The organism is Streptomyces sp. CB01635, from assembly GCF_002803065.1.
Taxonomy (GTDB): domain Bacteria; phylum Actinomycetota; class Actinomycetes; order Streptomycetales; family Streptomycetaceae; genus Streptomyces.
Map to the genome: position 1 here is coordinate 203,462 of NZ_NNBL01000005.1, position 22,537 is coordinate 225,998.

Annotated in this window: 20 protein-coding genes and 1 pseudogene; 13 read left to right on the forward strand and 8 right to left on the reverse strand. The window is 71.1% G+C overall.

The window, feature by feature from the left end; translation table 11 throughout:
• Positions 1–56: 56 nt before the first annotated feature.
• Genes CG723_RS18305 through CG723_RS18315 form a run of 3 tightly spaced genes read left to right on the forward strand, consistent with a single transcriptional unit; the run spans position 57 to position 3,599 of the window.
• A complete protein-coding gene (locus tag CG723_RS18305; protein ID WP_100594503.1) occupies positions 57–1,607 on the forward strand; it encodes a sugar ABC transporter ATP-binding protein in 1,551 nt (516 codons plus the stop codon).
• Positions 1,600–2,562 (forward strand): ABC transporter permease, encoded by a 963-nt coding sequence (locus tag CG723_RS18310; RefSeq protein ID WP_100594504.1) that lies wholly within the window; start codon positions 1,600–1,602, stop codon positions 2,560–2,562. The genes CG723_RS18305 and CG723_RS18310 overlap by 8 nt, the downstream gene beginning before the upstream one ends.
• Positions 2,559–3,599: an ABC transporter permease gene (locus CG723_RS18315; protein WP_100594505.1), complete on the forward strand. Its 1,041-nt coding sequence runs from the start codon at positions 2,559–2,561 to the stop codon at positions 3,597–3,599. The genes CG723_RS18310 and CG723_RS18315 overlap by 4 nt, the downstream gene beginning before the upstream one ends.
• 22 nt (positions 3,600–3,621) lie before the next feature.
• Here CG723_RS18315 and CG723_RS18320 read toward each other — a convergent pair whose 3' ends face one another.
• Together CG723_RS18320 and CG723_RS18325 are read right to left on the reverse strand one after the other, a co-directional pair.
• Entirely contained in the window at positions 3,622–5,709 is a 2,088-nt protein-coding gene (locus CG723_RS18320) for a SpoIIE family protein phosphatase (protein ID WP_100594506.1), read from the reverse strand.
• Positions 5,710–5,918: 209 nt separating this feature from the next.
• On the reverse strand, positions 5,919–6,371 hold the full coding sequence (locus CG723_RS18325) for an NUDIX domain-containing protein (protein WP_234374372.1): 453 nt from the start codon (positions 6,369–6,371) through the stop codon (positions 5,919–5,921).
• 526 nt (positions 6,372–6,897) lie between these two features.
• Here CG723_RS18325 and CG723_RS18330 point away from each other — a divergent pair.
• Both CG723_RS18330 and CG723_RS18335 read left to right on the forward strand, forming a co-directional pair.
• Positions 6,898–7,494 carry an ankyrin repeat domain-containing protein gene (locus CG723_RS18330; RefSeq protein WP_100594508.1) on the forward strand — a complete coding sequence of 199 codons (597 nt, stop codon included), beginning with the start codon at positions 6,898–6,900 and terminating at the stop codon, positions 7,492–7,494.
• Positions 7,491–8,603 (forward strand): YncE family protein, encoded by a 1,113-nt coding sequence (locus CG723_RS18335; RefSeq protein WP_100594509.1) that lies wholly within the window; start codon positions 7,491–7,493, stop codon positions 8,601–8,603. Before CG723_RS18330 ends, CG723_RS18335 begins: the two co-directional genes overlap by 4 nt.
• A 33-nt stretch (positions 8,604–8,636) precedes the next feature.
• Here CG723_RS18335 and CG723_RS18340 read toward each other — a convergent pair whose 3' ends face one another.
• Both CG723_RS18340 and CG723_RS18345 read right to left on the reverse strand, forming a co-directional pair.
• A complete protein-coding gene (locus CG723_RS18340) occupies positions 8,637–9,869 on the reverse strand; it encodes a cytochrome P450 (RefSeq protein WP_100594510.1) in 1,233 nt (410 codons plus the stop codon).
• Between the two features lie 120 nt (positions 9,870–9,989).
• Positions 9,990–10,868 carry a hypothetical protein gene (locus CG723_RS18345; RefSeq protein ID WP_100594511.1) on the reverse strand — a complete coding sequence of 293 codons (879 nt, stop codon included), beginning with the start codon at positions 10,866–10,868 and terminating at the stop codon, positions 9,990–9,992.
• A 43-nt stretch (positions 10,869–10,911) separates the two neighbouring features.
• On the opposite strand from CG723_RS18345, the pseudogene CG723_RS18350 reads away from it, so the two are divergent.
• Positions 10,912–11,088: pseudogene (locus CG723_RS18350) on the forward strand (alpha/beta hydrolase); the annotation flags it as partial.
• Between the two features lie 17 nt (positions 11,089–11,105).
• Here CG723_RS18350 and CG723_RS18355 read toward each other — a convergent pair.
• The gene (locus tag CG723_RS18355) at positions 11,106–12,071 is read right to left on the reverse strand and encodes an aminoglycoside phosphotransferase family protein (RefSeq protein ID WP_100594676.1); all 966 of its coding nucleotides are present in this window, start codon (positions 12,069–12,071) and stop codon (positions 11,106–11,108) included.
• The gene (locus CG723_RS18360; protein WP_100594512.1) at positions 12,064–13,053 is read right to left on the reverse strand and encodes a winged helix-turn-helix domain-containing protein; all 990 of its coding nucleotides are present in this window, start codon (positions 13,051–13,053) and stop codon (positions 12,064–12,066) included. Before CG723_RS18360 ends, CG723_RS18355 begins: the two co-directional genes overlap by 8 nt.
• A 58-nt stretch (positions 13,054–13,111) precedes the next feature.
• Here CG723_RS18360 and CG723_RS18365 point away from each other — a divergent pair, with 58 nt between their 5' ends.
• Positions 13,112–14,410, forward strand: coding sequence for an MFS transporter (locus CG723_RS18365; protein WP_100594513.1), 1,299 nt, complete (start codon positions 13,112–13,114; stop codon positions 14,408–14,410).
• Positions 14,411–14,439: 29 nt separating this feature from the next.
• Positions 14,440–14,649, forward strand: a complete 210-nt coding sequence (locus CG723_RS18370; protein WP_234374391.1) for a GntT/GntP/DsdX family permease — start codon at positions 14,440–14,442, stop codon at positions 14,647–14,649.
• A 4-nt stretch (positions 14,650–14,653) separates the two neighbouring features.
• Here the strand turns inward: CG723_RS18370 and CG723_RS18375 are convergent, their stop codons facing one another.
• Entirely contained in the window at positions 14,654–15,859 is a 1,206-nt protein-coding gene (locus tag CG723_RS18375; RefSeq protein ID WP_100594514.1) for a PP2C family protein-serine/threonine phosphatase, read from the reverse strand.
• 447 nt (positions 15,860–16,306) lie between these two features.
• On the opposite strand from CG723_RS18375, the gene CG723_RS18380 reads away from it, so the two are divergent.
• Together CG723_RS18380 and CG723_RS18385 are read left to right on the forward strand one after the other, a co-directional pair.
• Positions 16,307–17,644 (forward strand): MFS transporter, encoded by a 1,338-nt coding sequence (locus tag CG723_RS18380; RefSeq protein WP_100594678.1) that lies wholly within the window; start codon positions 16,307–16,309, stop codon positions 17,642–17,644.
• Positions 17,645–17,671: 27 nt separating this feature from the next.
• Positions 17,672–18,160 carry a MaoC family dehydratase gene (locus CG723_RS18385; protein WP_100594515.1) on the forward strand — a complete coding sequence of 163 codons (489 nt, stop codon included), beginning with the start codon at positions 17,672–17,674 and terminating at the stop codon, positions 18,158–18,160.
• A 57-nt stretch (positions 18,161–18,217) separates the two neighbouring features.
• On the opposite strand, the gene CG723_RS18390 is transcribed toward CG723_RS18385, so the two are convergent.
• Positions 18,218–19,051, reverse strand: a complete 834-nt coding sequence (locus CG723_RS18390) for a VOC family protein (RefSeq protein WP_100594516.1) — start codon at positions 19,049–19,051, stop codon at positions 18,218–18,220.
• Positions 19,052–19,332: 281 nt separating this feature from the next.
• Between CG723_RS18390 and CG723_RS18395 the strand changes: the two genes are divergently transcribed.
• The 3 genes from CG723_RS18395 to CG723_RS18405 all read left to right on the forward strand — a co-directional run bounded on the left by CG723_RS18395 (position 19,333) and on the right by CG723_RS18405 (position 22,507).
• Positions 19,333–20,175, forward strand: a complete 843-nt coding sequence (locus CG723_RS18395; RefSeq protein ID WP_100594517.1) for a SigB/SigF/SigG family RNA polymerase sigma factor — start codon at positions 19,333–19,335, stop codon at positions 20,173–20,175.
• A 354-nt stretch (positions 20,176–20,529) separates the two neighbouring features.
• Positions 20,530–22,071, forward strand: coding sequence for an FAD-dependent oxidoreductase (locus tag CG723_RS18400; protein WP_100594679.1), 1,542 nt, complete (start codon positions 20,530–20,532; stop codon positions 22,069–22,071).
• A 40-nt stretch (positions 22,072–22,111) separates the two neighbouring features.
• The gene (locus CG723_RS18405) at positions 22,112–22,507 is read left to right on the forward strand and encodes a hypothetical protein (RefSeq protein WP_159032479.1); all 396 of its coding nucleotides are present in this window, start codon (positions 22,112–22,114) and stop codon (positions 22,505–22,507) included.
• Positions 22,508–22,537: the final 30 nt, after the last annotated feature.

Consider the following 22,537-nt stretch of genomic DNA (forward strand, 5'->3'; position numbering starts at 1 on the left):
CCTGATCCGTACTCCTCTCCCCCGTCCCAGCCCTTCACCCCACCCTGGAGGCACAGGTGACTCCCTCCGCCGAAGTCCTCACAGTCCGCGGACTCAGCAAGTCGTTCCCCGGTGTCCGGGCCCTCGACGGTGTGGACCTCACGCTGCACGCCGGTGAGGTCCACGCCCTGATCGGCGAGAACGGCGCCGGCAAGTCGACGCTCATCAAGGTGCTCACCGGTGTGTACCGGCCCGACGCGGGAGACATCACCTTCCAAGGCCGCCCGGTCTCCTTCGCCACACCGCTGGAGGCCCAGAGCGCGGGCATCTCCACGATCTACCAAGAGGTCAACCTCATCCCGCTGCTGAGCGTGGCCCGCAACCTCTTCCTGGGGCGCGAGCCGCGCAACCGGTTCGGGCTGCTCGACTTCGGCCGTATGCACCGCGACGCCGCCCAGACGCTGCGCGCGTACGGGGTGCGGGTGGACGTGCGGCAGCCGCTGCGCACGCTGGGCGTCGGTGCCCAGCAGATGGTGGCCCTGGCCCGGGCCGTCGCCACCGACGCACGCGTCGTCATCATGGACGAGCCGACCTCCTCCCTCGAACCACGCGAGGTGGAGACGCTGTTCGAGGTGATCCGCCGGCTGCGCGCCGACGGGATCGCCGTCATCTACGTCAGCCACCGGCTCGACGAGCTGTACGCCGTGTGCGACGCCGTGACAGTGCTGCGGGACGGCTGCCGCGTGCACACCGGACGGCTCGCGGACCTGGACCGGCTCACGCTGGTGTCCACGATGCTGGGGCGTGACATGGGTGAGGTACGCAGTGAGGGCGTCACCAAGTTCACCGGCGACCACCACGCCGCGAGTTCCGAACCTGTGCTCAGTGCCCGAGATCTGACGGTTCCTCACAAGCTGCTCGGAGTCTCGCTGGACATACGTCCCGGGGAGGTCGTCGGTCTGGGCGGGCTGCTCGGGTCGGGGCGCACGGAGACCGCCAAGGCCATCTCCGGGGCTCTGCCGTCGAAGGCGGGCAGCGTCACCGTGGCCGGTGTCCCGCTGCGCTCGGGGTCCACGCCCGCCGCCATCCGCGCCGGCATCAGCCTGCTGCCCGAGGACCGCAAGAGCGAGGGCATCGTCCCCGGGCTCTCCGTCCGCGAGAACATCGCGCTTGCCGCGCTGCCGAGGCTCTCCCGCTTCGGTCTGGTCTCCGAGGCCCAGGTCGACAAGATCGTGGACACCTTCGTCAAGAGGCTCCGGATCAAGGCGTCCTCGCCGAACCAGAAGGTCGGTGAGCTGTCCGGCGGCAATCAGCAGAAGGTGCTCCTGGCCCGCTGGCTGGCGATGAACCCGAAGGTGCTGCTCCTGGACGAGCCCACGCGCGGCATCGACGTGGGTGCCAAGGCCGAGGTGCAGAAGCTCGTCGACGAACTGGCCGACGACGGCCTCGGTGTCCTGCTCATCTCCTCCGACCTGGAGGAACTCATCGAAGGATCCGACCGCGTGGTCGTGCTGAAGGACGGCGCGGTCGTCGGCGAACTGACCGGCGACGACGTCACGGAGGACAAGCTGATGCAGACCATCGCGGCGGGCAGCCCCGCCGCCGGGGAGGTGACCCGCCATGGCTGAGGCCGCGATACGCCCGGCCGCCCTCGACCGCGCGCGAGTCCTGCAGTGGATGCAGACGTACGGCGTGTACGCGGGCGTGGCCGTCCTGGTCGTCGTCAACATCGCCGTGACGCCGCACTTCCTGTCCGCGGAGAACTTCCGGACGCAGGCCGTGCAGGTCGCGCCCGTGATCATCGTCGCCCTCGGCATGGCCCTGGCCATCGGCACCGAGGGCATCGACCTGTCCGTGGGCGCGGTCATGGCGCTCGCCGCCTCGGTCACTGCCCTCTATCTGGGGTACGGGCTGGTGCCGGCCCTGCTCACGGTGGCCGTGTTCGCGGCCGTGGTGGGCCTGGCCAACGGGGCGCTGGTCGCCTGGGTCGGTGTGCAGCCGATCGTGGCCACCCTCGCCCTCATGGTCGGCGGCCGAGGCATCGCCCTGGTGCTGCTGCCGCAGCTCAAGGACCTGCACAACCCGGGGCTCGCGTCGCTCGGTTCGGGTGACGTGCTCGGCATCCCCTACCTCATCATCATCGCCGCCGCGCTCGCTCTGCTGGTCGCCTTCGTCATCCGGCGCACCACCTTCGGGCGGCAGTTGCTCGCCATCGGCGACAACCGGGCGGCCGCGAAGCTCGCGGGGCTCCCGGTGCGCCGCGTCCTGATGCTCGTCTACGTGGCGTGCGCGCTCCTCGCCGCGGTCGCCGGTGTGCTCGCGACGGCGCGGCTGCAGGCCAGCGACCCCACGTCGCTGGGCAACCTCATGGAGCTGTCCGCGATCACCGCGGTGGTGGTCGGCGGCACCCCCCTGAGCGGCGGCAGGGTCAACATCGCCGGAACGGTGGCGGGCGCCGTCCTCATCCAGCTGCTCACCGCCACCCTCATCAAGCACGATCTGCCGCCTTCGTGGACGCAGATCGCCCAGGCCATCGTGATCGTGCTGGCGGTGTACGCGGCGCGCGGACGGGGGAAGCGATGACGGCGACCAGGACGGAAACGGAAGAGGCCGTGGCCCGTACCGAGAAGGAGCTGCTCGACGCCGCCGAGCCCGTGGGCAGCAGCCGCTCCGAGCGGCTGAGCGCCCTGGTCCAGCAGCACGGCGCGCTCGCGGTCCTCGTGATCGTGTCGGCGGTGGCGTCGCTGAGCTTCGACTCGTTCGCCACCGGGGACAACCTGTCCAACATGGCGACGAGTTCGGCGTTCCTGGCGGTCGTCGCGCTCGGCATGACCTTCGTCATCATCACCGGCGGCATCGACCTGTCGGTCGGTTCGCTCTTCGCTCTCGGCGGTGTTCTTGCCGCGTGGGGTTCGCAGTACGGCACTTTGGTGGCGCTCCTGCTGCCGATGGTCGTCTGCGGTCTCATCGGTGTGGTCAACGGCCTGCTGATCGCCCGCTCGCGGCTCGCTCCCTTCATCGTCACGCTGGCCGCGATGCTGGGCGCGCGCGGCCTGATGCTGTCCCTGACCAACGAGGGCGCCGACACCTACCTCGTCAAGAAGGGGTCGTTCCTCGCCGAGCTCGGCCAGGGCACGACCCTGGGCGTCGGCAACCCCGTGTGGATCACTCTGGTCCTGTTCGTGGCGGGCGCGGTGGTCCTGCGCCGCAGCCGCTTCGGCCAGCATGTGTACGCGGTCGGCGGCAACGAGGATGCGGCCGCCCTCATGGGTGCGCCCGTGGCCCGTACCAAGATCATCGTCTATACGCTGTCCGGCGTCCTCGCGGGCCTGGCCGGCGCGCTCAACGCCGCCTGGCTCGCCTCCGGCGTCACGATTCTGGGCAACGGCATGGAGCTGGAGGCCATTTCCGCGGTCGTCATCGGCGGCACCCTGCTGACCGGCGGTCTGGGTTACGTCAGCGGCTCTCTGGTGGGTGTGCTGCTCCTGAAGGTGATCCAGAACGTGATCAACCAGATCGGCTCCCTCGACTCCTCCTACCAGCAGGTCGTCAGCGGCGCGTTCCTCGCGGTCGTGGTCGTCGCGCAGACGTGGCTCGGCCGCAGGCGGCAGTTGTTGTAGGCGACCGGATCGCGCCGAGGCTCTACGACGTGGACCCCAGCGGGCGGGCCCGGGCGATCAGGAGGGCCACGTCGTCGCGGTCCCCCTCGTCCCGCAGTGCCACGAGGAGGTGGTCGCAGACCTCGTCCAGAGACCCCTGCGGCTCGGAGAGCAGATCGAGCAGTGTGTTGATACGGGCATCTATGGCGTCGGAACGCGTCTCGATCAACCCATCGGTGTAGAGCACGAGTTGGTCGCCGCTCTCCATCTTCACGATCGTCTCCTGGAAGGCGACGTCGCCCACACCGAGGGGTGTCCCCGTGGGCAGGTCGAGGAGTTCGGGGCGCCGGCCGGGCCTGACCAGGATGGGCGGCAGGTGGCCCGCGACGGCGATCCGGCACTCGCCGCGGTGCGGGTCGTACACCGTGTATATGCACGTGGCGAACGCGGGGTCGAGTTCGGCGGCGGTGTGGTCGAGGTGGCGGAGCACCTCGGCCGGCGCGAGGTCCAGGTCCGCCAACGTGCGGGTGGCCGTGCGCAGTTGGCCCATGGTGGCGGCGGCGTTGATGCCGCTGCCCATGACGTCACCGATCACGAGGGCGGTCTTGTTCCCGGCCACCGGGATGGTGTCGAACCAGTCGCCGCCGATCTCGCTGGCCGACTGGGCGGGCTGGTAGCGGTAAGCGATCTCCAGGCCGGGTCTGCGGGGCGGCCTGGGCGGGAGCAGGTGGCGCTGGAGGGTGAGGGCGGTGCGGCGTTCACTCTGGTAGGAGCGGGCGTTGTCGATGCAGACCGCCGCGCGGGCGGCCAGTTCGCCGGCCAGGACGACGTCGTCCTCGTCGAACGGCAGCTCGTTCCTCGCGCGGCCCAGGTCCAGCGCGCCGAGCACCTCTCCGCGCGCGATGAGCGGCACCGCCAGATAGGAGTGCAGCCCCGCCCGGGACAGGACCCGGGCGGACTTCGGGTCGGGGGCGATGCGCTCCAGGTCCGCTTCGCTCACGTGCTCCACCAGCACCGGGCGCCCTGAGGTCACGCACTGGGTGATGTACCGGTCGGCCGCGTAGCTGGCGATCTGCCCGGGGGTGTCGGCGGCGTGGAGCGCGTTGGTGGAGTAGGCCGCCGTCACCGCCAGTGCCCGGAACAGAGCGGGTCCTCCGGCGGCCGGGGTGGTCTGGCGCAGGCCCTGGAGCACGGCGTCGAGTATGTCGACCGCCGCCAGGTCGGCCAGCTCGGGGACGACCACCGACGCCAGCTCGTGCGCGGTCTGCTCGACGTCCAGAGTGGTGCCCACGGTCCTGGACGCGTCGGCGATGAAAGCCAGGCGCCGGCGGGCCCGGGCGGCTTCCTGCGAGGCCCGGTGCTGTTCGCTCACGTCCACCACGGAGATGGCCAGGCCGAGCACCCGGCCGGCCGGGTCGTCCAGCCGGTAATAGGACGCCGACCAGGCGTGTTCCACGTCGGAGGCGCCGCCGGGTCGGCCGATGGTGAACTCGTTGAGGACCGGCGTACCCGTGGCCATGACCTGGCGCATCGTGGCCGTGATGGCTTCGGTGTCCAGGAACGGCAGGGCCTCGCCGACGCCGCGGCCGATGTGCTGCTCGGCGGGCAGGGCGTTGATGCGTTCCAGCGCGGGGTTGACCATCACGTAGCGCAGGTTCGTGTCCAGGACCGCGAGCCCGATGGGCGACTGGGCCACTAGCTGCACGGACAACGCGAGATCCCTCTCGACGCGGCGCAGGAGGGCCTGATCGCTGGCGATGCCGAGGGCGTAGACGTCTCCGAGTTCGTCGTGGAGCCGCATGTTGCGGAACTCCACCAGGCGGGTGCTGCCGTCCTTGTGGCGTACCGGGAAGACGCCCGCCCAGCTCCGGCCGCTCTCCATGACCTCGGCGAACAGGCCGAGTACGAGATCCTGGTTTTCCGGGGCGACCAGGAGCGGCGCGGCGTACTGCCCCAGCGCCTCCTCGGCGGCGAAGCCGAACAGCTCCTCTGCCTGAGGGCTCCACAGGCAGATTCGGCCCTGGGCGTCGATCATCACCGCGGCCACGGCCAGGGCGTCCAGAAGGCCGCCGGGCTCGGAAACCGTGCCCGCCGTTGTCAGGCCCGTCCGCGACGAACCGATCGCATCCATCCAGTCACCTCCCCAGAATCGCCGGGGTCCGAGGGACTGCTGAAAGGGATCAGCCCGGTTCGGGATGTCATCGACTCCATCGAGGACGAGTATTTTGTCAGCCGGAGCCCCGGCGTGTACCGCGGTCCAGATTCTCGGCCATATTGCCTCCAGACTCCCCACGGCATTTTATGCCCCTTTCCAGGCGAAGGTCATGTTCGCTTCCTCCGCTACTGGTGGGCCGCGGCCACACGGGGCCGGTGGTTCCAGCGCACACCGGTCATCGCCAAGCCGTCGACCGCCGCGGGGGACAGCTCGGACTCCCGCAAGCCGGACAGGGGCATCCAGGTGACGGCGCTGGTGGAGTCGTCCCCCTTGGTCACCACGGGAAGGCCGGGCTTGAGGACGACACGGTAGAAGAGCCCCACCAGATGCCAGTCGATGCCGAGCCGGTGAGCGGTGTACGTCCTCGCGTCGACCAGCCGGGCGTCGAGGAGCTCCAGGCCGGTCTCCTCGTACAGTTCGCGCCCCAGCGTCTCGCGCGGCTGCTCCCCCGGGTCGATCCCGCCACCGGGCAGGTGCCACAGGCCGGGCTCGAACACCGGCGAACTGTCCGCGAGTTGGGTGAGCAGCAACTGCTCGTCCATGACAGCGACCGCATACGCCGAGACTCGCGAACGCATCTGACCTCCCACGTTGCACCGCTGCGGCCATCGCCGTCCGGATGACCGCCGATGTAGGGGAACAACCTATCGATCACAGGCGCCGCACGGTCGGGAATCACGGTGAACGCATGGAGCCCGCACAGCGCGTCAACGTGCCACGCCGATCAGCTCCGTGCGGGTGTCCCGTACGGGTATGGCAGAACATGGCACATGTCCGCTCGTTGAGATACCTGAGGACGTCTTCAGGTTCCTGTCGTGGCGACGGCAACCGGTGCACACCCTGAGGGCGAGCCTCCGTCAAGGCCCCCTCCGCGCCCCCACCGGGTGGGGAGGGGGCCTTCCTCGTCGTACCGCCCCTCGGGCCGCCCGCGTCGGCATCAGCCGATCGGTTGACCCCGGTGTCGTCCGTCGGGCTCCCGCACCGCAGACGGCAGGCCGACCGGTGAGCGCGGGACGCGGCCGGAGAATGGACTCCGGAACGGAAATCGGAGGCGCCCCCCGTTCCTTCCCTACGGATCCTTCCCTACGGACATGGAGCACCGAGATGCACGACCGCGACCGCCGACTCCTGGAGGCCGCCCGGCGCGGTGACGCCGCCGAGGTGCGCGCCGCCCTCGACGCCGGGGCCTCGGCAGAGACCTGCGACGAGGAACTGCGCTCCCCGCTGTTGCTCGCCGCCCTCAACGATCACGTCCAGGCCGCGCGGGTCCTGGTCTCGGCCGGCGCCGACCCGGACGCCCAGGACCGGCGCCACGACAGCCCGTGGCTCGTGACCGGCGTGACCGGCAGCGTCGCGATGATGCGCGTCCTGCTCGCGGCGGGCCCGGATCTCACTCTGCGTAACCGCTATGGGGGTGTTTCGGTGATCCCCGCCAGCGAGCGCGGCCACGTCGCGTACGTACGGGCGGTGCTCCGGGAGACGGACATCGACGTCAACCACGTCAACGATCTCGGATGGACCGCTCTGCTCGAAGCCGTGATCCTCGGTGACGGGGGCCGGGCGCACCAGGAGATCGTGGAGCTGCTGCTCGCGGCGGGCGCCCGTCCGGATCTCGCGGACGCGGAAGGCGTCACGGCCTTGGAACACGCACAACGCCGCGGCTTCGATGCGCTCGCGGCGCTGCTCAGGGCCGCGTCATGACGGCCCGCGCGCGCGGTGTGCTCGGGGCAATGGCCGTCGTCCTCCTCGCGGCGGGGTGCACCGCGACCGGCACCGCCGACTCCACCGCGTCCTCACCCCGGGCAGCCACCGTGACCCCTTCAGCGCCGGCGCCCGCGCGAACCGCTCACGGCACGTTGCTGGTGGCGGACTTCGGCAGCGACACGGTCACGTTCGTGGACCCGGAGCGCGGCACCCTCGACGCGGTGAAGGTGGGCACCGCACCGTACGGGCTCGTCGTCGGCAAGGACGGCCGGGCGTGGGTTGCGACGGCCGAAGGGGTGGCCGTCGTCGACACCGAGACGCGCGAGAACGTCGGCCGCATCCCGTACACGACGGAGACGGGCCCCGCCACGACCGGCGAGTACCGCGGCGGCGGCATGGGCATCGCCCTCGCACCCGACGGAAAGCATGTTTACGTGGGCGTCAACGTGCCGGACGGGAATGGGGTGTTGGAGGTCGTCGACACGGCGACGCGGAAGGTCACGGACACCGTCCCGGTCGGCCGCCGTCCCTTCGATGTGGATGTGGCCCGCGACGGCAGCGAGGTGTACGCCACCGGCCACGACTCGTTCGACGTGACCGCCGTACGCACGGACACGCTCACTCCGCGCCGGTTCGAGGTCGCCCCGTACGGCACGGAGGGCGGACTCGGCTCGTGGCTGAAGCCGCACTACGCCGCCGTGCGCGACGACGGAAAGCTCCTGCTGCCCTTCGAGGGCGAGAAGCTGGCCGTGCTCGACCCGCGCACCGGCAAGGTCGCCGTCGAACCGATGACCGCCGACACACACCAGCACGGCGCCCGGCTCACCCCCGACGGCACGCTGCTCGCCGTCGGCACAGGCCCGATCAGCGCAGGCGACAACGACGCCTCGCTGACCATCCGTACCGCCGAGGGGAAGGAGCGCGTCGTCCCGCTCGACGGCCCGCACGAGGATGTCGCCGCGTCGCGCGACGGCCGCACCGCCTACGTCACCGGGGGCTTCACCCGAGACGGATTCTGGGACGGGATCACCGTCGTGGACCTGGAGAGCGGGAAGACCCACCGGCTGCCCGCAGGCCATCGGCCGCTGGGCATTGCCGTTCTGTGACAATGCCCAGCCCCGCACGGGCCCGGCTCCGACTCAGATGCGAACCGGCAGCGCGATCGGATAGGTGCCGTCCCCCGCGAACCCGACGCGCTCGACCGCCTCCCGCTCGACGGCCAGCTCGAGGCTGTCCCGGCGCAGGAACAGCTCGTCGAGGATCACCTCGGTCTGGAGGTTGGCGAGCGCGGCGCCGATGCAGCGGTGCGCGCCGTGTCCGTACGCGATGTGCCCGGCCCCGCGTGCCACCTCGCGTGTGAGGTCGAGCCGCGTGGCGTCGTCAAAGCTTCCCGGGTCGCGGTTGGCGGCCAGCAGACCGCTCGTCACACCCTCGCCCTGGCGCACGAGGACGCCGCCGAGTTCCACGTCCTCGGTGGCGTACAGGGTGGCGCCGACCCGTACCGCCGACACATGGCGGAGCAACTCCTGGACGGCGCGCGGCAGCAGGTCGCGCTCCGCCCGCAGCCGGACCGTCTCCTGCGGGTGGTCGAGGAGGGTGAGGACCGCGTCGGTGATGAAGAAGGCGGGCGGCGCGATCCCCGTGTTGATCAGCAGGAAGACGAGCGCGATCATCTCCTGGCGCGTCAGGCGCTGCCCCTCGGCCGCCGTGGCGCTGGAGCGCAGCAGATCGGAGACCAGGTCCTCCTTGGGCGCCGGGCCACGGAGGTCGAGCAGCCCGCCGATGTACTCGGCGAGGTGGTCGATGCCAGGCAGGAACCGGTCCGGTTCACCGGACTCGTAGTCCCTGATCCAGCCGCTCACCTTCGGCCGGTCGGCCGCGTCCACGCCGATGATCTCGCAGATGACGTCCGTCATGACCGGGTAGGCGAAGGCGCTCAGGAGGTCGAACTGGTCTCCCTTCGCGACGAGTTCACCGGTCACGTCCTGGACGATGCGCTCGATGCGCGGACGCAGCGCGGCGATCCGGCGCGGCGCGAAGGCCCGCATCACGTGCGTGCGCAGGCGGGTGTGCTCGGGCCCGTCGACCATGACGAGGATCTCCAGGTACTGCCGGTACTCCGGCGGCAGCCCCGCGTCGTCGAGCAGTTCCGCGCCGACACCCCCGCCCCGCTCACCGGGAACCTTCGCCAGGTCCCGTACGAAGCGGGTGTCCCCGAGAGCCGCCTTCACCACGTCGTAGCGCGTGGCCAGCCATACGGGGGTCGTGGTCCCCGGGAGTGTCACCCGCACCAGCGGGACGTCGTGGCCGTGCGACGCCTCGTCGATCTGAGTGTGGGTCAGTTGCAGTGGCGCGGCGGTCGGATCGGTCATGTCCTCACTCCGTTTCGCGAGCACGTATCCCCTGACGTGATCTCGGTCGCCAGCATCCAATGGAACACGGATACGGGTGGGTGGCGTGACCAGTTCGTGATGCAAGGGTGAACCTCGCGCTCAGCGGCCGGAATCGCCTCCGGAGAGCCGCTCAACGGCCCGGGACGTACTCGCTGCTCTCCGCTGGGCGGCCTTCTGTTCGCGTGCGGTGTCCCGGACCCGCACAGACGCCTCGTCCGCCGCCTCGGCAGCAATGCGCCGCTCCTCCTCGGCCTCGCCGAGCTGAACCCTCAGGAGGGCGACGCGTTCGTCCGCCGCGGACCGCCGGGCGGTGGCCCGCTCGTGCTCCTCCTCGGCACGGCGCACATCGTCGTCGCGACGGCCCGCTTCGGCCGCGGCCTCGGTGGCTGCCTTCATCGCCTCCTTCAGGCGGGCGCGGCGCTTCTCCTCAGCGGGGTCGGGGGCCTTGCTTGCGGGGGCGGGAGTGGGCTTTTCGTCCTTCTTCGACACCTGCGCCAGAGGCGCCGTACCGGGGAAGTCGGTGGACACGGTGGGCACCTTCGTGAGCCTGCCGGTGGCCCACTGCTCGGCGACCTCCGCGTCGGCCAGCGCCGCGTGGAGGATCTGTTCGACCTCGTGCAGGACGCTCAGGCCCACCGGTTGGCCCGCCCGTCTGGCGAGCCCACCAGCCTGTCGCGCGAGGCCCGCGATCAGCACGTGCTGCTGGTGGCTGAGAGTCCGGAACTGCTCCGGGTCGAGCGTACGGTGCGCTTCCCGCAGTGCCTCCGCGAGCTCGAGGAGCTGCCCCGCCTCCTCCGTCTCACGCGCCAGGAGGTTCGACACCCAGGCGGCGAGAGTCGGCTTGCGGAAGGCGGCGATCCGGCGCGCGGCGGCCGTGTCCCCGGCCCGTTTCGCCTCGGTGACCTGCGCGTTCCGCGCGGCCATGAACTGTACGGGCGGCAGGCGGTAGAGATCCTCGGCGACATCATCTGCATCCACACGCCCACTCTGCCGTGCGGGCGGCGCGCGCGGCTGAGACGCGCCGGTCGCCGTGCTTCAGCAGGGCTGGGGCGCTGCGCTCGGCTTCGACGTGGCTGCGCTGTGGAGCGCCTGGGCCGAGGACCTGCGGCACACCCTGGTCGCGTCCGGCCACTTCATGGCGGAGGAGGCGCCCGCCGAGGTCACGAAGGCACTTCGGGACCTGCTGGGGAGCGCCTGACGCACCCCGCCCCGCGGTCAGCGCGAGGCCAGCACGCGGTCGAGGGTCAGTCGGCCCGCCCGCCCCCACGTGGGCTTGCCGCCGGGCAGGCCCTGGTCCCCCGCCCGGCCGATCGCGACGAGGGACAGAGCCTGCAGGACGGCCCACCCGCGGGCACGTCGGATCATGGCCTCGTCCGCCCGTTCATAGGCGTCCAGGAAGCCCGCGGCAGAAGGCAGCAGGAGCCACCCGGCCGCGAGGTCCATCGCCGGATCACCGGCGCAGAGTTCGCCGAAGTCGACAACGCCGGAGAGTGTGCCGTCCGATACGACGACGTTCGCAGGGTGCAGGTCCCCGTGGAGCCACACCGGCGGCCCCTCCCACGCGGGAGCCGCTACAGCCTCGTCCAACACGTCCCGGACGCCTTCGGGCACGTGGGCGGCGACGGATCGGACGGCCTCGTCGAAGTGATGTGAGATCGCGGCGAGGGGAACTCCGCGGCCGGTGTTGGCCGGTGCGTCCGCGGGCGCCTCCTGGTGGAGCGCCGTCAGGAAGCGCGCCAGCGTGTCGGCGGACTCCCCGCCCTCGCTGATCGGCGAACGGTCCGCCGGCTCGCCGGGGACCCATTCCGCGATGGTCCAAGGGTGTGGGAAGAGGGCGGACGGTTCGGCGAGCCGGAGGGGCGTGGGGACCGGGAGGGGGAGCCTCTGGGCGAGGAGCGGCAGCCAGCGGTGCTCTTTGCGCAGCAGGTCCGGGGCACGTGGTGTACGCGGCAGACGTACGACCAACTCGTCGCCCAGCCGCCAGAGTTGATTGTCCCAGCCCCTCACCGACTGATGGAGTTCCAGCGCCGCCAGGTCCGGATACCGCTCCTCGAGCAGCGATCGCACCAACTGTTCGCCGATGGCTTCGTCGGATGCTTCTCCGATGGCTTGGTCGATTGCTTCGCCGACTGCTTCGTCGACTGCTTCGCCGAGCGGCTCGTCGATCTCGTGGTCAGTCATCCGGAGAGTCTGCACGACCGGCGAGGCGATCGCCCGCCTCCGTGCGCCGGTACACCACGCGTCGCCCCACTCTCGTACCAACGACCATGTTCGCCTCGCGCAAAACGGCCAGGTGGCCGCCGACCGTGCCGAGGGACTGCCCCAGCTGCGAAGCGAGTTCACTGCTGGTCGCGGGGCGTTCCAGCTCCTGGAGGAGGGCGGCGCGGCCGGTGCCGATCAGCCGTTCCAGAGCCTGCACCGCTCGCGGCCGCCCGGTCTGCTCGGCTGTGCCGCGGGCCGGGTACACCAGGGCGTACCGGTCGGGAGGCGCCTCGGCGAGCCAGGTGCCGCTCGTCACGCAGACCGGGACGAACAGCATTCCGCCCTCGCCGACGATGCAGTCAGGGCCCGGCTGGTCGCTGAAGCGGATCGCGTCGGCGCCGACCCACGCACTGCGCCGGTTCATCTGCTGGAGCGCCCTGGGCCAGCCGTACGCGGCGAGCAGCCCCGCCCGGTACGTGACGTCCCGTTCCAACAGGGCGCGGCGGCGCGGCCAGTCCGGCGACACATGCGTCTCCCACACGTGCCGGAAGAGGTCGGCGGTCCGGGCTCCCCACCCGTGCCCGGTCAGCCACTCCAGGTCGTGGCGCTTCCAACTACGGACCACCGCCGCGTCGAGGTCCGCGCGTATGTCGTCGTCACGGGCCGCGGCGACGGCCTTCAGTTCGTCGGCGAGCGTGGTGCGCATTCCGCCGGACGGTGGGCGGCTCAGGTAGCCGGGGAGGTACTTGGTCGAGCAGATCAGCTCGACCAGGCCTCTGGCGAACGGGTCCGCGTCGAGCGCGGCGTGGAAGGCACCGTGGTGGCGGGTGTACCAGGAGGTGAGCCACGGGTCGGAGCAGGGCTTCATCAGGACACTCATCGACCCCAGCGTCTCGGCGCTCGGCGACAGCGCGAACCGGGACTGTGACAGGGCCATCGAGCTCAACCGCAGCAGCACCATCTTTCGCCTCCTGCCGAAACGTTAGCTTGCGTGCCCGCGGCTCCCCACACTCGGGCCGATGCGTTCCTCCCTCCTCCAACAGGCCGCGTTCCGCTCGTTCTTCGCCGGACGTCTGGTGTCCCTGCTCGGAAGCTCGATGGCTCCGGTCGCGCTTGCCTTCGCCGTCCTCGACGCCTCGGGCAGCGGCCACGACCTCGGCGTCGTACTCGCCGCCCACATGCTGCCAATGCTCGCGTTCCTGCTCGTGGGCGGCGCGGTCGCCGACCGGTTCCCGCGCCGGACCGTCCTGGTGGCCGCCCATCTGGGGGCGGCACTCACGCAGGGCGCCGTCGCCGCGCTCCTGCTGACCGGGCACTACTCGCTGCCGCTGGTGACCGCCCTCGAGTTCGCCAACGGCGTGCTCGGCGCCTTCACGACACCGGCGCTGCGCGGCGTCGTTCCTCAGCTCGTCGCCAAGTCCCTTCTGCGGCAGGCGAATTCACTCCTCGGTTCGGCCCGCAACGCCACGAAGATCCTCGGTCCGAGTCTGTCAGGTGTGCTGGTGGTGACGGTCGGGAGCGGGCCCGCCATCGCGTTCGACGCGCTCACCTACCTCGTCGCGGCCGGTTTCCTCGCACGGCTCTCCCTCACCGGCACCCCTGAGGCGTCACAGCGAGACACGGTGCTGGGCGACATCCGCGACGGCTGGAGCGCGTTCCGTGCGATCCGGTGGGTGTTGGTCGGAACCCTGTCCTTCTGCCTGTTGAACCTCGTCCAGACCGGTACGTGGCAGATCCTCGGCCCTCAGCTCACCCGGCAGCTCAGCGGCGAGACGACCTGGGGTTTCGTGCTCAGTGTGCGCGGGGCCGGCATGCTGGCGTCGAGCCTGCTGATGTACCGGATGACGGTGCGGCATCTGCTGCGGTTCGGGCAGCTGGCGGGTGCGCTGGGCGCGCTGCCGCTGCTCGCACTGGGGGCACAGGGGCACGCTCCATGGCTGATCCTGGCGGCGTTCGTCGCAGGGCTCGGCTCCTCCGTCACCGCGGTCGCGTGGGACACCTCGCTCCAGGAGCACGTCCCCGCGCACGTGCTGTCGCGCGTCGCGTCCTACGACGACCTGCTGTCCTATCTCGCGATTCCGGTCGGGCAGCTGTGCGTGGGCCCACTGGCGGAGACGTTCGGCGCGTTCCGGGTGACCGCTGCAGCGGGGGCCGTCTCCGCCGCGGCCAGCCTGATCCCCCTGGCCTCCAGAGCCGTACGCCGACTGCCCCACGCCCAGCCCGACACGTCTGCACCGACCACACCCACCGCGCCTGGCGCACCTGTCACACCCGCTACGCAGAAGTCGCCCGAGTCAACACACCGCGCGCCGTCCTGAGCGTCCTGCGCGCGCCAATCGTCGCCCTGCTGATCGCCACCGCGCTGTCCGCGTACTTCCTCGGCGTCCGCCGCGGCTGGTCCCGCCGACACATCGGGCAGGTCATGGCTTCGGCGCTGCCCGGCGTCACCAGGGTCATCCTGGTCGCGGGAGCCGACGGAGCCTTCGGAAAGGTTCTGATCAAGACCGGCACCGGCAACGCGGTCGCCGACCTGCCCGACCCCATCGGCGTCCCGTGACCGTTCAGATCCCGCGCCCGTGAGCCCTCGACGGCGGCGCTCCGTCGGGGTACGCGTCGGCGGCGTGGTCCGCCATGGGCCGGCCGTTGAGAAGCGGGCGGAGCAGGTGCCGCGTGGGTACGCGTTCGATGACGAGGAGCGCGATGTCGTCGTTGAGCTGCCCGCCGGTGTGGGCGAGCAGGTCGCGGTGAATGTGGTTCAGCAGGGAGTCCGGGCCGCCGGCGGGAAGGGACGGGAATGAGGCGACCCGCTCGGCGAGCGGGTAGAAGGCGCCGGTGGGCGAGCGGGCCTCGATGACTCCGTCGGTGTAGAGCACGAGGAAGTCACCGGCCGTGAAGGCGAAGCGGTCACTTCGGAGCGGGAGAACGGACAGTTCGCCCATGCCCAGGGGCGGTGCGGACTGACGTGGCGCAAGCTCGGTGACCTGGTGTTCGCGCACCAGCAGCGGCGGCGGATGGCCGCAGGTCACCATCTCCGCGTGCGGACCGTCGTCCGGGATGTCGAGCACGAGGGCGGTGACGAAGTGCTCTCCGGCGTCGTGCTCGGTATCGGCGACCTCCTCCAGGTTCCGGGCGACGCTGTCGTCCATGGCCGCCACCAAGTCGGGCAGCAGAGCGTAGCGGTGCGCGCCCTCGCGGAACGCCCCGAGCACGACCGACGCCTCACCGATGGAGGCGAGGCCCTTGCCCCGTACGTCACCGATGAGTGCGCGGGTGCTGGGGTGGGCGGCGCGGGCGACCGCGAACAGGTCGCCCCCGATCTTGGCCTCGTCCCCCGCGGCCAGGTAGAGCCAGGCCACGCGCAGCGGACCGACCCTGCGGGGCGGCGGCCTCAGCAGCACCCGCTGCGCCGCCTCGGACACCGACCGCACCCGGTTCAGCTCATGGCGGCGCCGTTCCCCCGCTCGGCAGAAGATCACGATCAGTGCGGAGAGCAAGGTGATGGCGATGATCTGCGAGATGTGGTTGGCCGTGCCCAGACCGCCGTGCAACGCCCCTATGAGGATCTGAGCGCCCACGGCAAGGAGCCCGACCAGGGCGGTGAGCCGGGGGCCCGCGATGGAGGCGGTCAGGGCCGGTGCGATGACGAGCAGCGGGCCGAGGTGGACGTCGGTCGGGGAGTGGACGTCCACCAGGGTGATCACCACGATCAGAACGAGCGGAACAACCACCAGACCCTGGCCCGATGGCCGCTCCAGCAGGCGATCCATCGACCATCGCCGGAATCTCACATGGGAAATTTTATACCCGCGTGACTCCGGCGCCCTGTCGCACGGACGGCGCACCAACGCCCTCACATTCCCTGCGACCTGCGCGAATACCGTGCGCACCCGGTGCGCCGCTCCTCCGGTGCGGGTGCGCCACTCGGGCGTTCCCAGGCCCCCGCCCGCAGGACGCGGGCCGCCACCGGGACCGCCGGACCACCACACAAAAGGGAAGTAAAACTGCTCAGTCAAACTGGACAGGCATACCTGTCAAATCTACGGTGGAGGCATGAGCAAGAACGCCGTGACCCCGCCACGTACCCGCCAGGGGCTGACCCGCCCATGAGCAACCCCGACATACCCGCACCGGCGGCAGAGGGCCCCTCGGCGGAGTCCGAACCCGGGCCGCACGGTGCCCCGGCGGGTCAGTTCGACCGCAGGCTGATCCCGCCGATGATCCTCGGCTCGGTCCTGAACCCGATCAACTCCACGATCATCGCCGTGGCCCTCGTCCCCATCGGGGTGGCGTTCGGGGCGCCTCCCGCGCAGACCGCGTGGCTCATCTCGGCGCTCTATCTGGCCACCGCGCTCGGGCAGCCCGTCGTCGGACGGCTCATCGACCTCTTCGGACCGCGACGCCTCTTCCTGATCAGCACGTCTCTGGTCGGCATCGCGGGCATCGCCGGCACGCTGGCCCCCAACCTGGGCTGTCTGATCGCGGCACGCGTGCTCCTCGGCTTCGGGACCTGCGCCGGCTATCCGGCCTCGATGTCCCTGCTGCGCAGCGAGGCGGAGCGGACCGGCCGGGACAGTCCCGGCGGCATCCTCACCACGCTCGCGGTGTCCAGCCAGACGATCGCCGTCATCGGCCCCTCGCTCGGCGGGCTCCTCATCGACGTGGGCGGCTGGCGCGCCACGTCCGCCCTCAACATCCCCCTCGCGGCGGCCGCCCTGATCCTCGGCGCGCGCCGGCTGCCCGTGCAGGCCCGCCCGCGCCGCACGGGCGGCAGGAGCATCGCGTCCGAACTCGACCTCCCCGGCATGGCGCTGTTCGCCGCGCTGCTGTTCTCGCTCCTGCTGTTCCTGATGAACCTGCACGCCGACACGTGGTACCTGCTCGCCATCGCCGCAGCCGCGGCCGCCGCGTTCGCGGTACGTGAACTGCGCGCCCCCGTACCGTTCATCGACCTCAGAGTGCTCGCCGGCAACACCCCGCTGCTCGCCACCTACGGCCGTGCCCTGGTCGCCTACGTGGTCTCGTACGCCTTTCTCTACGGCTTCACGCAGTGGGCGGAGGAGGGCCGTGGGCTCTCGCCGTCACAGGCCGGCCTCGTACAGCTGCCGATCTTCCTCACCGGCATCGCCGTCTCCACCCTCACCGGCCGCCACAAGTCGATCCGCGGCAAGCTGCTCATCGGTGCGGTCTTCCAACTCGCCGCCTGCACACTGCTGTTGAGACTCGGCGGCACGAGTCCCATCTGGATGCTGCTCGCCGTCGCCCTGATCTTCGGCGTGCCCCAGGGACTCAACAGCCTCGCTCTGCAGAACTCGGTGTACTACCAGGCCGATCCGGCGCGCGTGGGCACCTCGTCCGGGCTGCTCCGCACGTTCATCTACCTCGGCTCGATGGTCGCCTCCGCGGCGAGCGCGACCGCGTTCGGGCAGCACGCCGACACCGGTGGCATGCACCATCTGGCCTGGTTCATGCTGGGCGCCGGAGCGCTCTTCCTGCTCCTGACGGTGTTCGACCGGGGACTGCGCAGCGTCGCCACCCCGGGCTCTCCCGTCTGATCCAGGAGGTCGGCTACCGTGCCTCGGATGACTACTACAGCGATCGGCAGGGACTTCAACACCCCTGTCGGAGAACGCTACTTCGAGGACTACGTTCCCGGGTCCAGCTACGTGTACGGGAGCGTCACGGTGACCGAGGAGGAGATCCTCCGGTTCGCCGGCGAGTTCGATCCGCAGGACATCCACACGGATCCCGAGGCGGCGGAGCAGGGCCCCTTCAAGGGGCTGATCGCGAGCGGCTGGCACACCGCCTCGCTGATGATGCGCATGTACGCGGACCACTACGTGAGCAAGGTCGCGAGCCTCGCCTCCCCGGGCGTCGACGCGTTGCGCTGGACCCGCCCCGTGCGCCCCGGTGACAGCCTGTCGATCCGTACGACGGTGGTGTCCGCGCGCCCCTCGCAGTCCAAGCCCGACCGCGGGATCGTGCACACCGACATCGAGGTGTTCAACCAGCGCGGCGAGACCGTGCTCACGCTGTCCGCGATGAACTTCCTGCGGCGCCGGACGCAGTGACGGCGGGACCGGGTCCGACGCGGACGCCACGGCCCTGCTCCGAACGCGAGCCCTCGGTCACGGACCGTCGTCGGGCTCCTCCGGTCGCAGTCGGGGTGCGAAGAGCGTGAACTGGGCGCCCTCGGGGTCGAGCAGGGTCACGCAGTCGCCCGTCGTGTCCGCCTCGCAGCCCGTCACCGTTCCGCCGTGCTCCACAGCGGCCTGCGTACACGTGGCGACATCTCCGACGGTGAAGCGGACCTGCCAGTGCGGCCGCAACTGCGGGTCGGGGGCCGATCCCGGCGTCCCGCCGATGAGCGCGGCCACCGGCTGTCCAGCACAGACGAGGACGACCTCCTCGTCCTCGTACCGCACGTCGCAGCAGCCCGGGCACGTCCACTCGAGGACTTCCCCGTAGAAGATCGCGGCGTCGAACGTATCGCGGGTGACCAGGCGCAGCCACAGGGGCGCGTCCCGGCGCCACGCGCCGAAGTTGCGGACGAGCGCGCCGGCCCAGATCCCGAAGACCGCGCCGGCGCGGTCGGACACCAGCGCCGCCCGACCGGTCGCGAAGCCGATCGGACCGACCCCCACCGTTCCGCCGCGCTCCTGTACACGGCCGACCGTCTCGTCCGCGTCGGCCACCGCGAAATAGGGCGTCCACGCGACGGGAACCTGCAGAGCCGGAGCGACCGCTCCGATCCCCGCCACGGCCCGCCCCTGCGAGAGCGCCACCACGAACCGCTCACCCAGCGAACCCGCGCGGAACGTCCAGCCCAGGACGGCGCCGTAGAACGACTGGGCGGCCGACAGGTCGCGCGCCGCCAGGCTCACCCAGCAGGGAGATCCGAGGATCGCGTGGTGCGACGTGGCGTCGTCCGGTCCGGTCCTGGAGATCAGCTTGCTGTTCATGAAGGGCCGCCCCCTCTCGGTGCCCGGGGGACTCGGTCAGGGCTCTGCCGGCGACCGGGTACCCCTGACACCAGGTCCGACACACCAGAACTCGACGGAAACCGTCCGCCGAGCGTCCATGACCCGCCGTGACGCGACGCCCGCCGAGTCGCATATGGGGACGTGCGGCCGGAGAATCGAAGTGCAGTCGCATGTCGATGCTTCGGACCGGAGGCATTTCTGGGCCTCGTATGGACCGTTCCCGCGGCCCGCGCCGGCACACCGTTGAGGAGCGAATCCCGATGCTCACTGACATCACTGCGGGCCCCACCCACCGCCGTCGCACCTCCCGCCACGCCCATGACGACTCCCCCGACACGACGGCGGCTTTCGCGCGCATGGCCGGTCTCGCCGAGGGCCCCGAGCGGGACCTGCTGTGCGAGGAGCTCGTCGAGGCATGGTTGCCCATGGCGCACCGCATCGCCCGCCGCTATCGCAACAAGGGCGAGAGCACGGAGGACCTGGAGCAGGTCGCGGCCATGGGACTGGTCAAGGCGATCAACCACTACCGGCCCGAGCGCGGCCCCTTCCAGTGCTACGCCGTGCCCACCATCACCGGCGAACTGCGCCGGCACTTCCGCGACCGGATGTGGGACGTGCACGTGCCCCGCCGCGTGCAGGACCTGCGCAACAAGGTCCGCGCGGCCCGCCGCGACCTCACCGACCGGCCCGGCAGCCCAGAACCCGGCGTCGGCGCCATCGCCGCGCACGCGGGGCTGACCGAGGCGGAGGTCCTCGACGGGCTCAAGGCGATCGAGAGCTACAGCGCGCTGTCCCTCGACGCAGAGCTCTCCCCGTCCGGCCACGACGGACAGAGCCTCGCCGACGCGCTCGGCGCACCCGACACCGCGTACGACCTCATCACCGACCGCGAAGCCGCCAAGACGGGGCTGAGCCACCTTCCCGAGCGCGAGCGCGCCATCCTCTACCTGCGCTTCTTCGAGGGCATGACGCAGGCCCGCATCGCCGAGAAGTTCGGCATCTCGCAGATGCACGTCTCCCGCCTCATCCACCTCAGCTGCGCTCGGGTACGCGCGGAGGCGGGCCGGGAGTACGGGGCGGCCGACGGCGTGACGGCCGCCTGACACCAGCCGCTCTGCCCGGCCGGCGGGAGGACACTGGGATCAGGGGCTGAACTCCGCCCCCTGCCCCCGGCCCCTTCGGGAGCAAGGGTGGCAGCCGGCGGGGAGCGGCCGCCGCCGGGATGACTTGGGCGACGGCCGTAGGGCGCGAGGACACAGCGCCTCCCCTCCGCGAGTCCTCGCGCCCGCCTTCCGAAGACCTCCCCCCTCGACGAGCGCCTCACCGGTATCGCGGTCACCATGTCTGAGGGCGGGGGTTTACGGGGCACGGCGCGGGACCCCGATCGCGGGTGACGGGAAGGAGGCCTGACCGTGGCGCCGAGACTGGAACTGCCGGGGCGGGGCGAGTCGTACTGGATGCACACCAGCGGCACGACCGCCTACCCGTCTCTCAACGAGGACGTCGAGGTCGATGTCGCGGTGGTCGGCGGCGGAATCGCCGGGCTCAGCACCGCCTGGGAGCTGACGCGCGCGGGCCGGACCGTCGCCGTCCTCGAGGCCGACCGCATCGCCGCCGGAGTCACCGGCTACACCACGGCCAAGGTGTCCGCGCTGCACACCCTCGTGTACGACCGCCTGAGCCGCACGCACGGCGAGGAGGCCGCTCGGCTGTACGCCATGTCGCAGCAGGGCGCGGTGGAGCGCGTCGCCGAGATCTGTGCCGGTGTGGCCATCGACTGCGATCTGGAGCGCGCCCCGGCCTTCACCTACTCGGTCCGCCAGGAGGGCACGGGGGTGCTGCGCGCCGAGGCCGAGGCAGCCCGCGAGGCCGGTCTCCCCGCGCGGTACACCGAGGACACCGGTCTGCCCTTCGCCGTCGCGGGCGCGGTCCGGGTGGACGACCAGGCGCAGTTCCACCCCCGCAAGTACCTGCTGGGCCTGGCCGAGGATCTGGTCGCCCAGGGCTGCGTGATCTTCGAGCGGTCCCGGGTGACCGAGATGCTCGGCGGCATCCCGTGCACGGTGACCACCGAGGCGCAGCACACGGTGACCGCGCACGCCGTCGTCGTCGCCACCCATTACCCGATCTTCGACCGCGCGTTCCTGTTCGCCCGACTCCAGCCACGCCGGGAACTCGTCGTCGCCGCGCCGCTCGCCTCCTACCCCGGCCCGCTCGGCATGTTCATCACCGAGGACGAGGGCAGGCGTTCGGTGCGCACCGCTCCGTACGGCGCCGACGGGCGGCGGCTGCTCATCGTGACCGGGGAGAGCTTCACACCGGGTACGGGCGACGCGGCGGCGTCCTTCGCCCGGCTCGACTCGTGGATGCGCGAGCACTTCGCCGTGGAGGACACCGCGTACCACTGGGCAGCCCAGGACAACGACCCGGGCGACGGGATTCCCATGATCGGCCCGCTGCATCCCGGGGCCCGGCACGCGTATGTGGCGACGGGCTTCGGCGGGTGGGGCATGAGCAGCGGCGTCCTCGCCGGGCAGCTGCTGAGCGGGCTGATCACCGGCGACGAGCCGCCCTGGGCCGGGCTGTACGACCCCCGCCGCCTGTGGAGCGCGGTGCGGGAAGCGCCCGCTCTGCTGCGGCAACAGGCCGATGTCGCCCGGCACTTCGTCCGCGACCGGCTGCACACCGCCCATGTCGACTCCGTCACCGAGATCCCGCCGGGATCGGGCGCGGTGGTGCGCGTCGACGGACACCGGTGCGCCGTCTACCGCGCCGAGGACGGCACGGTCCGCGCGGTCTCGGCGCGCTGTACACATCTGGGCTGCATCGTGGCGTTCAACGCGGCGGAGACGACGTGGGAGTGCCCGTGCCATGGCTCGCGCTTCGCCACGGACGGTTCGGTGCTTCAGGGGCCGGCCATGTGGCCACTGGCACCGGTGGAGCTGCCGGTTACATCGCCTGCGCCGGACGACGGGGAAGGAGGCCCGAGTGGGCCGTGACAGGACCACCCGTTTCCACCGAGAGATTACGGAGAACGACGTGAACGGAACATCAGCTTCGACAGCCTTCCCCGCGGAGGCCCCCTCGTCCCGGGACCTGGTGGAGGTCGTGCTCGGCGACTGCTCCGCGCCGGACGCCGACGCGGTCTTCCACCTCCTGGGCGACCACTTCGACTCCGACCGCGGCGAGGCCGTCCCCCACGGCAACGAGGGGCCGCGCCCCGCCGCGTGGACGGGCAACTTCCTCGTGGAGCACGCCCCCGCCGAGGTCTCCGGCGTAGCCCTTGCCGGAACGGTCACGGCCGACCTCCAGGGCTGCCCCGTGGCGGTGGAACGCCTCTGCCGGACCCTGGACGCGGCCTTCGCCGTCGAGAAGGTCGGCACCGTCGCCGGCGACCAGGAGGTCGAGGTCCAGCTCCGCCTCACCAACCCGTGACCACGCACATCCCCGGTCACTCAGGAGGAG

Excerpts from the sequence above, each read along its gene's own strand:
- CG723_RS18310 (WP_100594504.1), top strand. The coding sequence starts at position 1,600 with ATGGCTGAGGCCGCGATACGCCCGGCCGCCCTCGACCGCGCGCGAGTC.
- CG723_RS18315 (WP_100594505.1), top strand. The coding sequence starts at position 2,559 with ATGACGGCGACCAGGACGGAAACGGAAGAGGCCGTGGCCCGTACCGAG.
- CG723_RS18320 (WP_100594506.1), bottom strand. The coding sequence starts at position 5,709 with ATGGATGCGATCGGTTCGTCGCGGACGGGCCTGACAACGGCGGGCACG.
- CG723_RS18325 (WP_234374372.1), bottom strand. The coding sequence starts at position 6,371 with ATGCGTTCGCGAGTCTCGGCGTATGCGGTCGCTGTCATGGACGAGCAG.
- CG723_RS18330 (WP_100594508.1), top strand. The coding sequence starts at position 6,898 with ATGCACGACCGCGACCGCCGACTCCTGGAGGCCGCCCGGCGCGGTGAC.
- CG723_RS18335 (WP_100594509.1), top strand. The coding sequence starts at position 7,491 with ATGACGGCCCGCGCGCGCGGTGTGCTCGGGGCAATGGCCGTCGTCCTC.
- CG723_RS18340 (WP_100594510.1), bottom strand. The coding sequence starts at position 9,869 with ATGACCGATCCGACCGCCGCGCCACTGCAACTGACCCACACTCAGATC.
- CG723_RS18355 (WP_100594676.1), bottom strand. The coding sequence starts at position 12,071 with ATGACTGACCACGAGATCGACGAGCCGCTCGGCGAAGCAGTCGACGAA.
- CG723_RS18360 (WP_100594512.1), bottom strand. The coding sequence starts at position 13,053 with ATGGTGCTGCTGCGGTTGAGCTCGATGGCCCTGTCACAGTCCCGGTTC.
- CG723_RS18365 (WP_100594513.1), top strand. The coding sequence starts at position 13,112 with ATGCGTTCCTCCCTCCTCCAACAGGCCGCGTTCCGCTCGTTCTTCGCC.
- CG723_RS18375 (WP_100594514.1), bottom strand. The coding sequence starts at position 15,859 with ATGGATCGCCTGCTGGAGCGGCCATCGGGCCAGGGTCTGGTGGTTGTT.
- CG723_RS18380 (WP_100594678.1), top strand. The coding sequence starts at position 16,307 with ATGATCCTCGGCTCGGTCCTGAACCCGATCAACTCCACGATCATCGCC.
- CG723_RS18385 (WP_100594515.1), top strand. The coding sequence starts at position 17,672 with ATGACTACTACAGCGATCGGCAGGGACTTCAACACCCCTGTCGGAGAA.
- CG723_RS18390 (WP_100594516.1), bottom strand. The coding sequence starts at position 19,051 with ATGAACAGCAAGCTGATCTCCAGGACCGGACCGGACGACGCCACGTCG.
- CG723_RS18395 (WP_100594517.1), top strand. The coding sequence starts at position 19,333 with ATGCTCACTGACATCACTGCGGGCCCCACCCACCGCCGTCGCACCTCC.
- CG723_RS18400 (WP_100594679.1), top strand. The coding sequence starts at position 20,530 with ATGCACACCAGCGGCACGACCGCCTACCCGTCTCTCAACGAGGACGTC.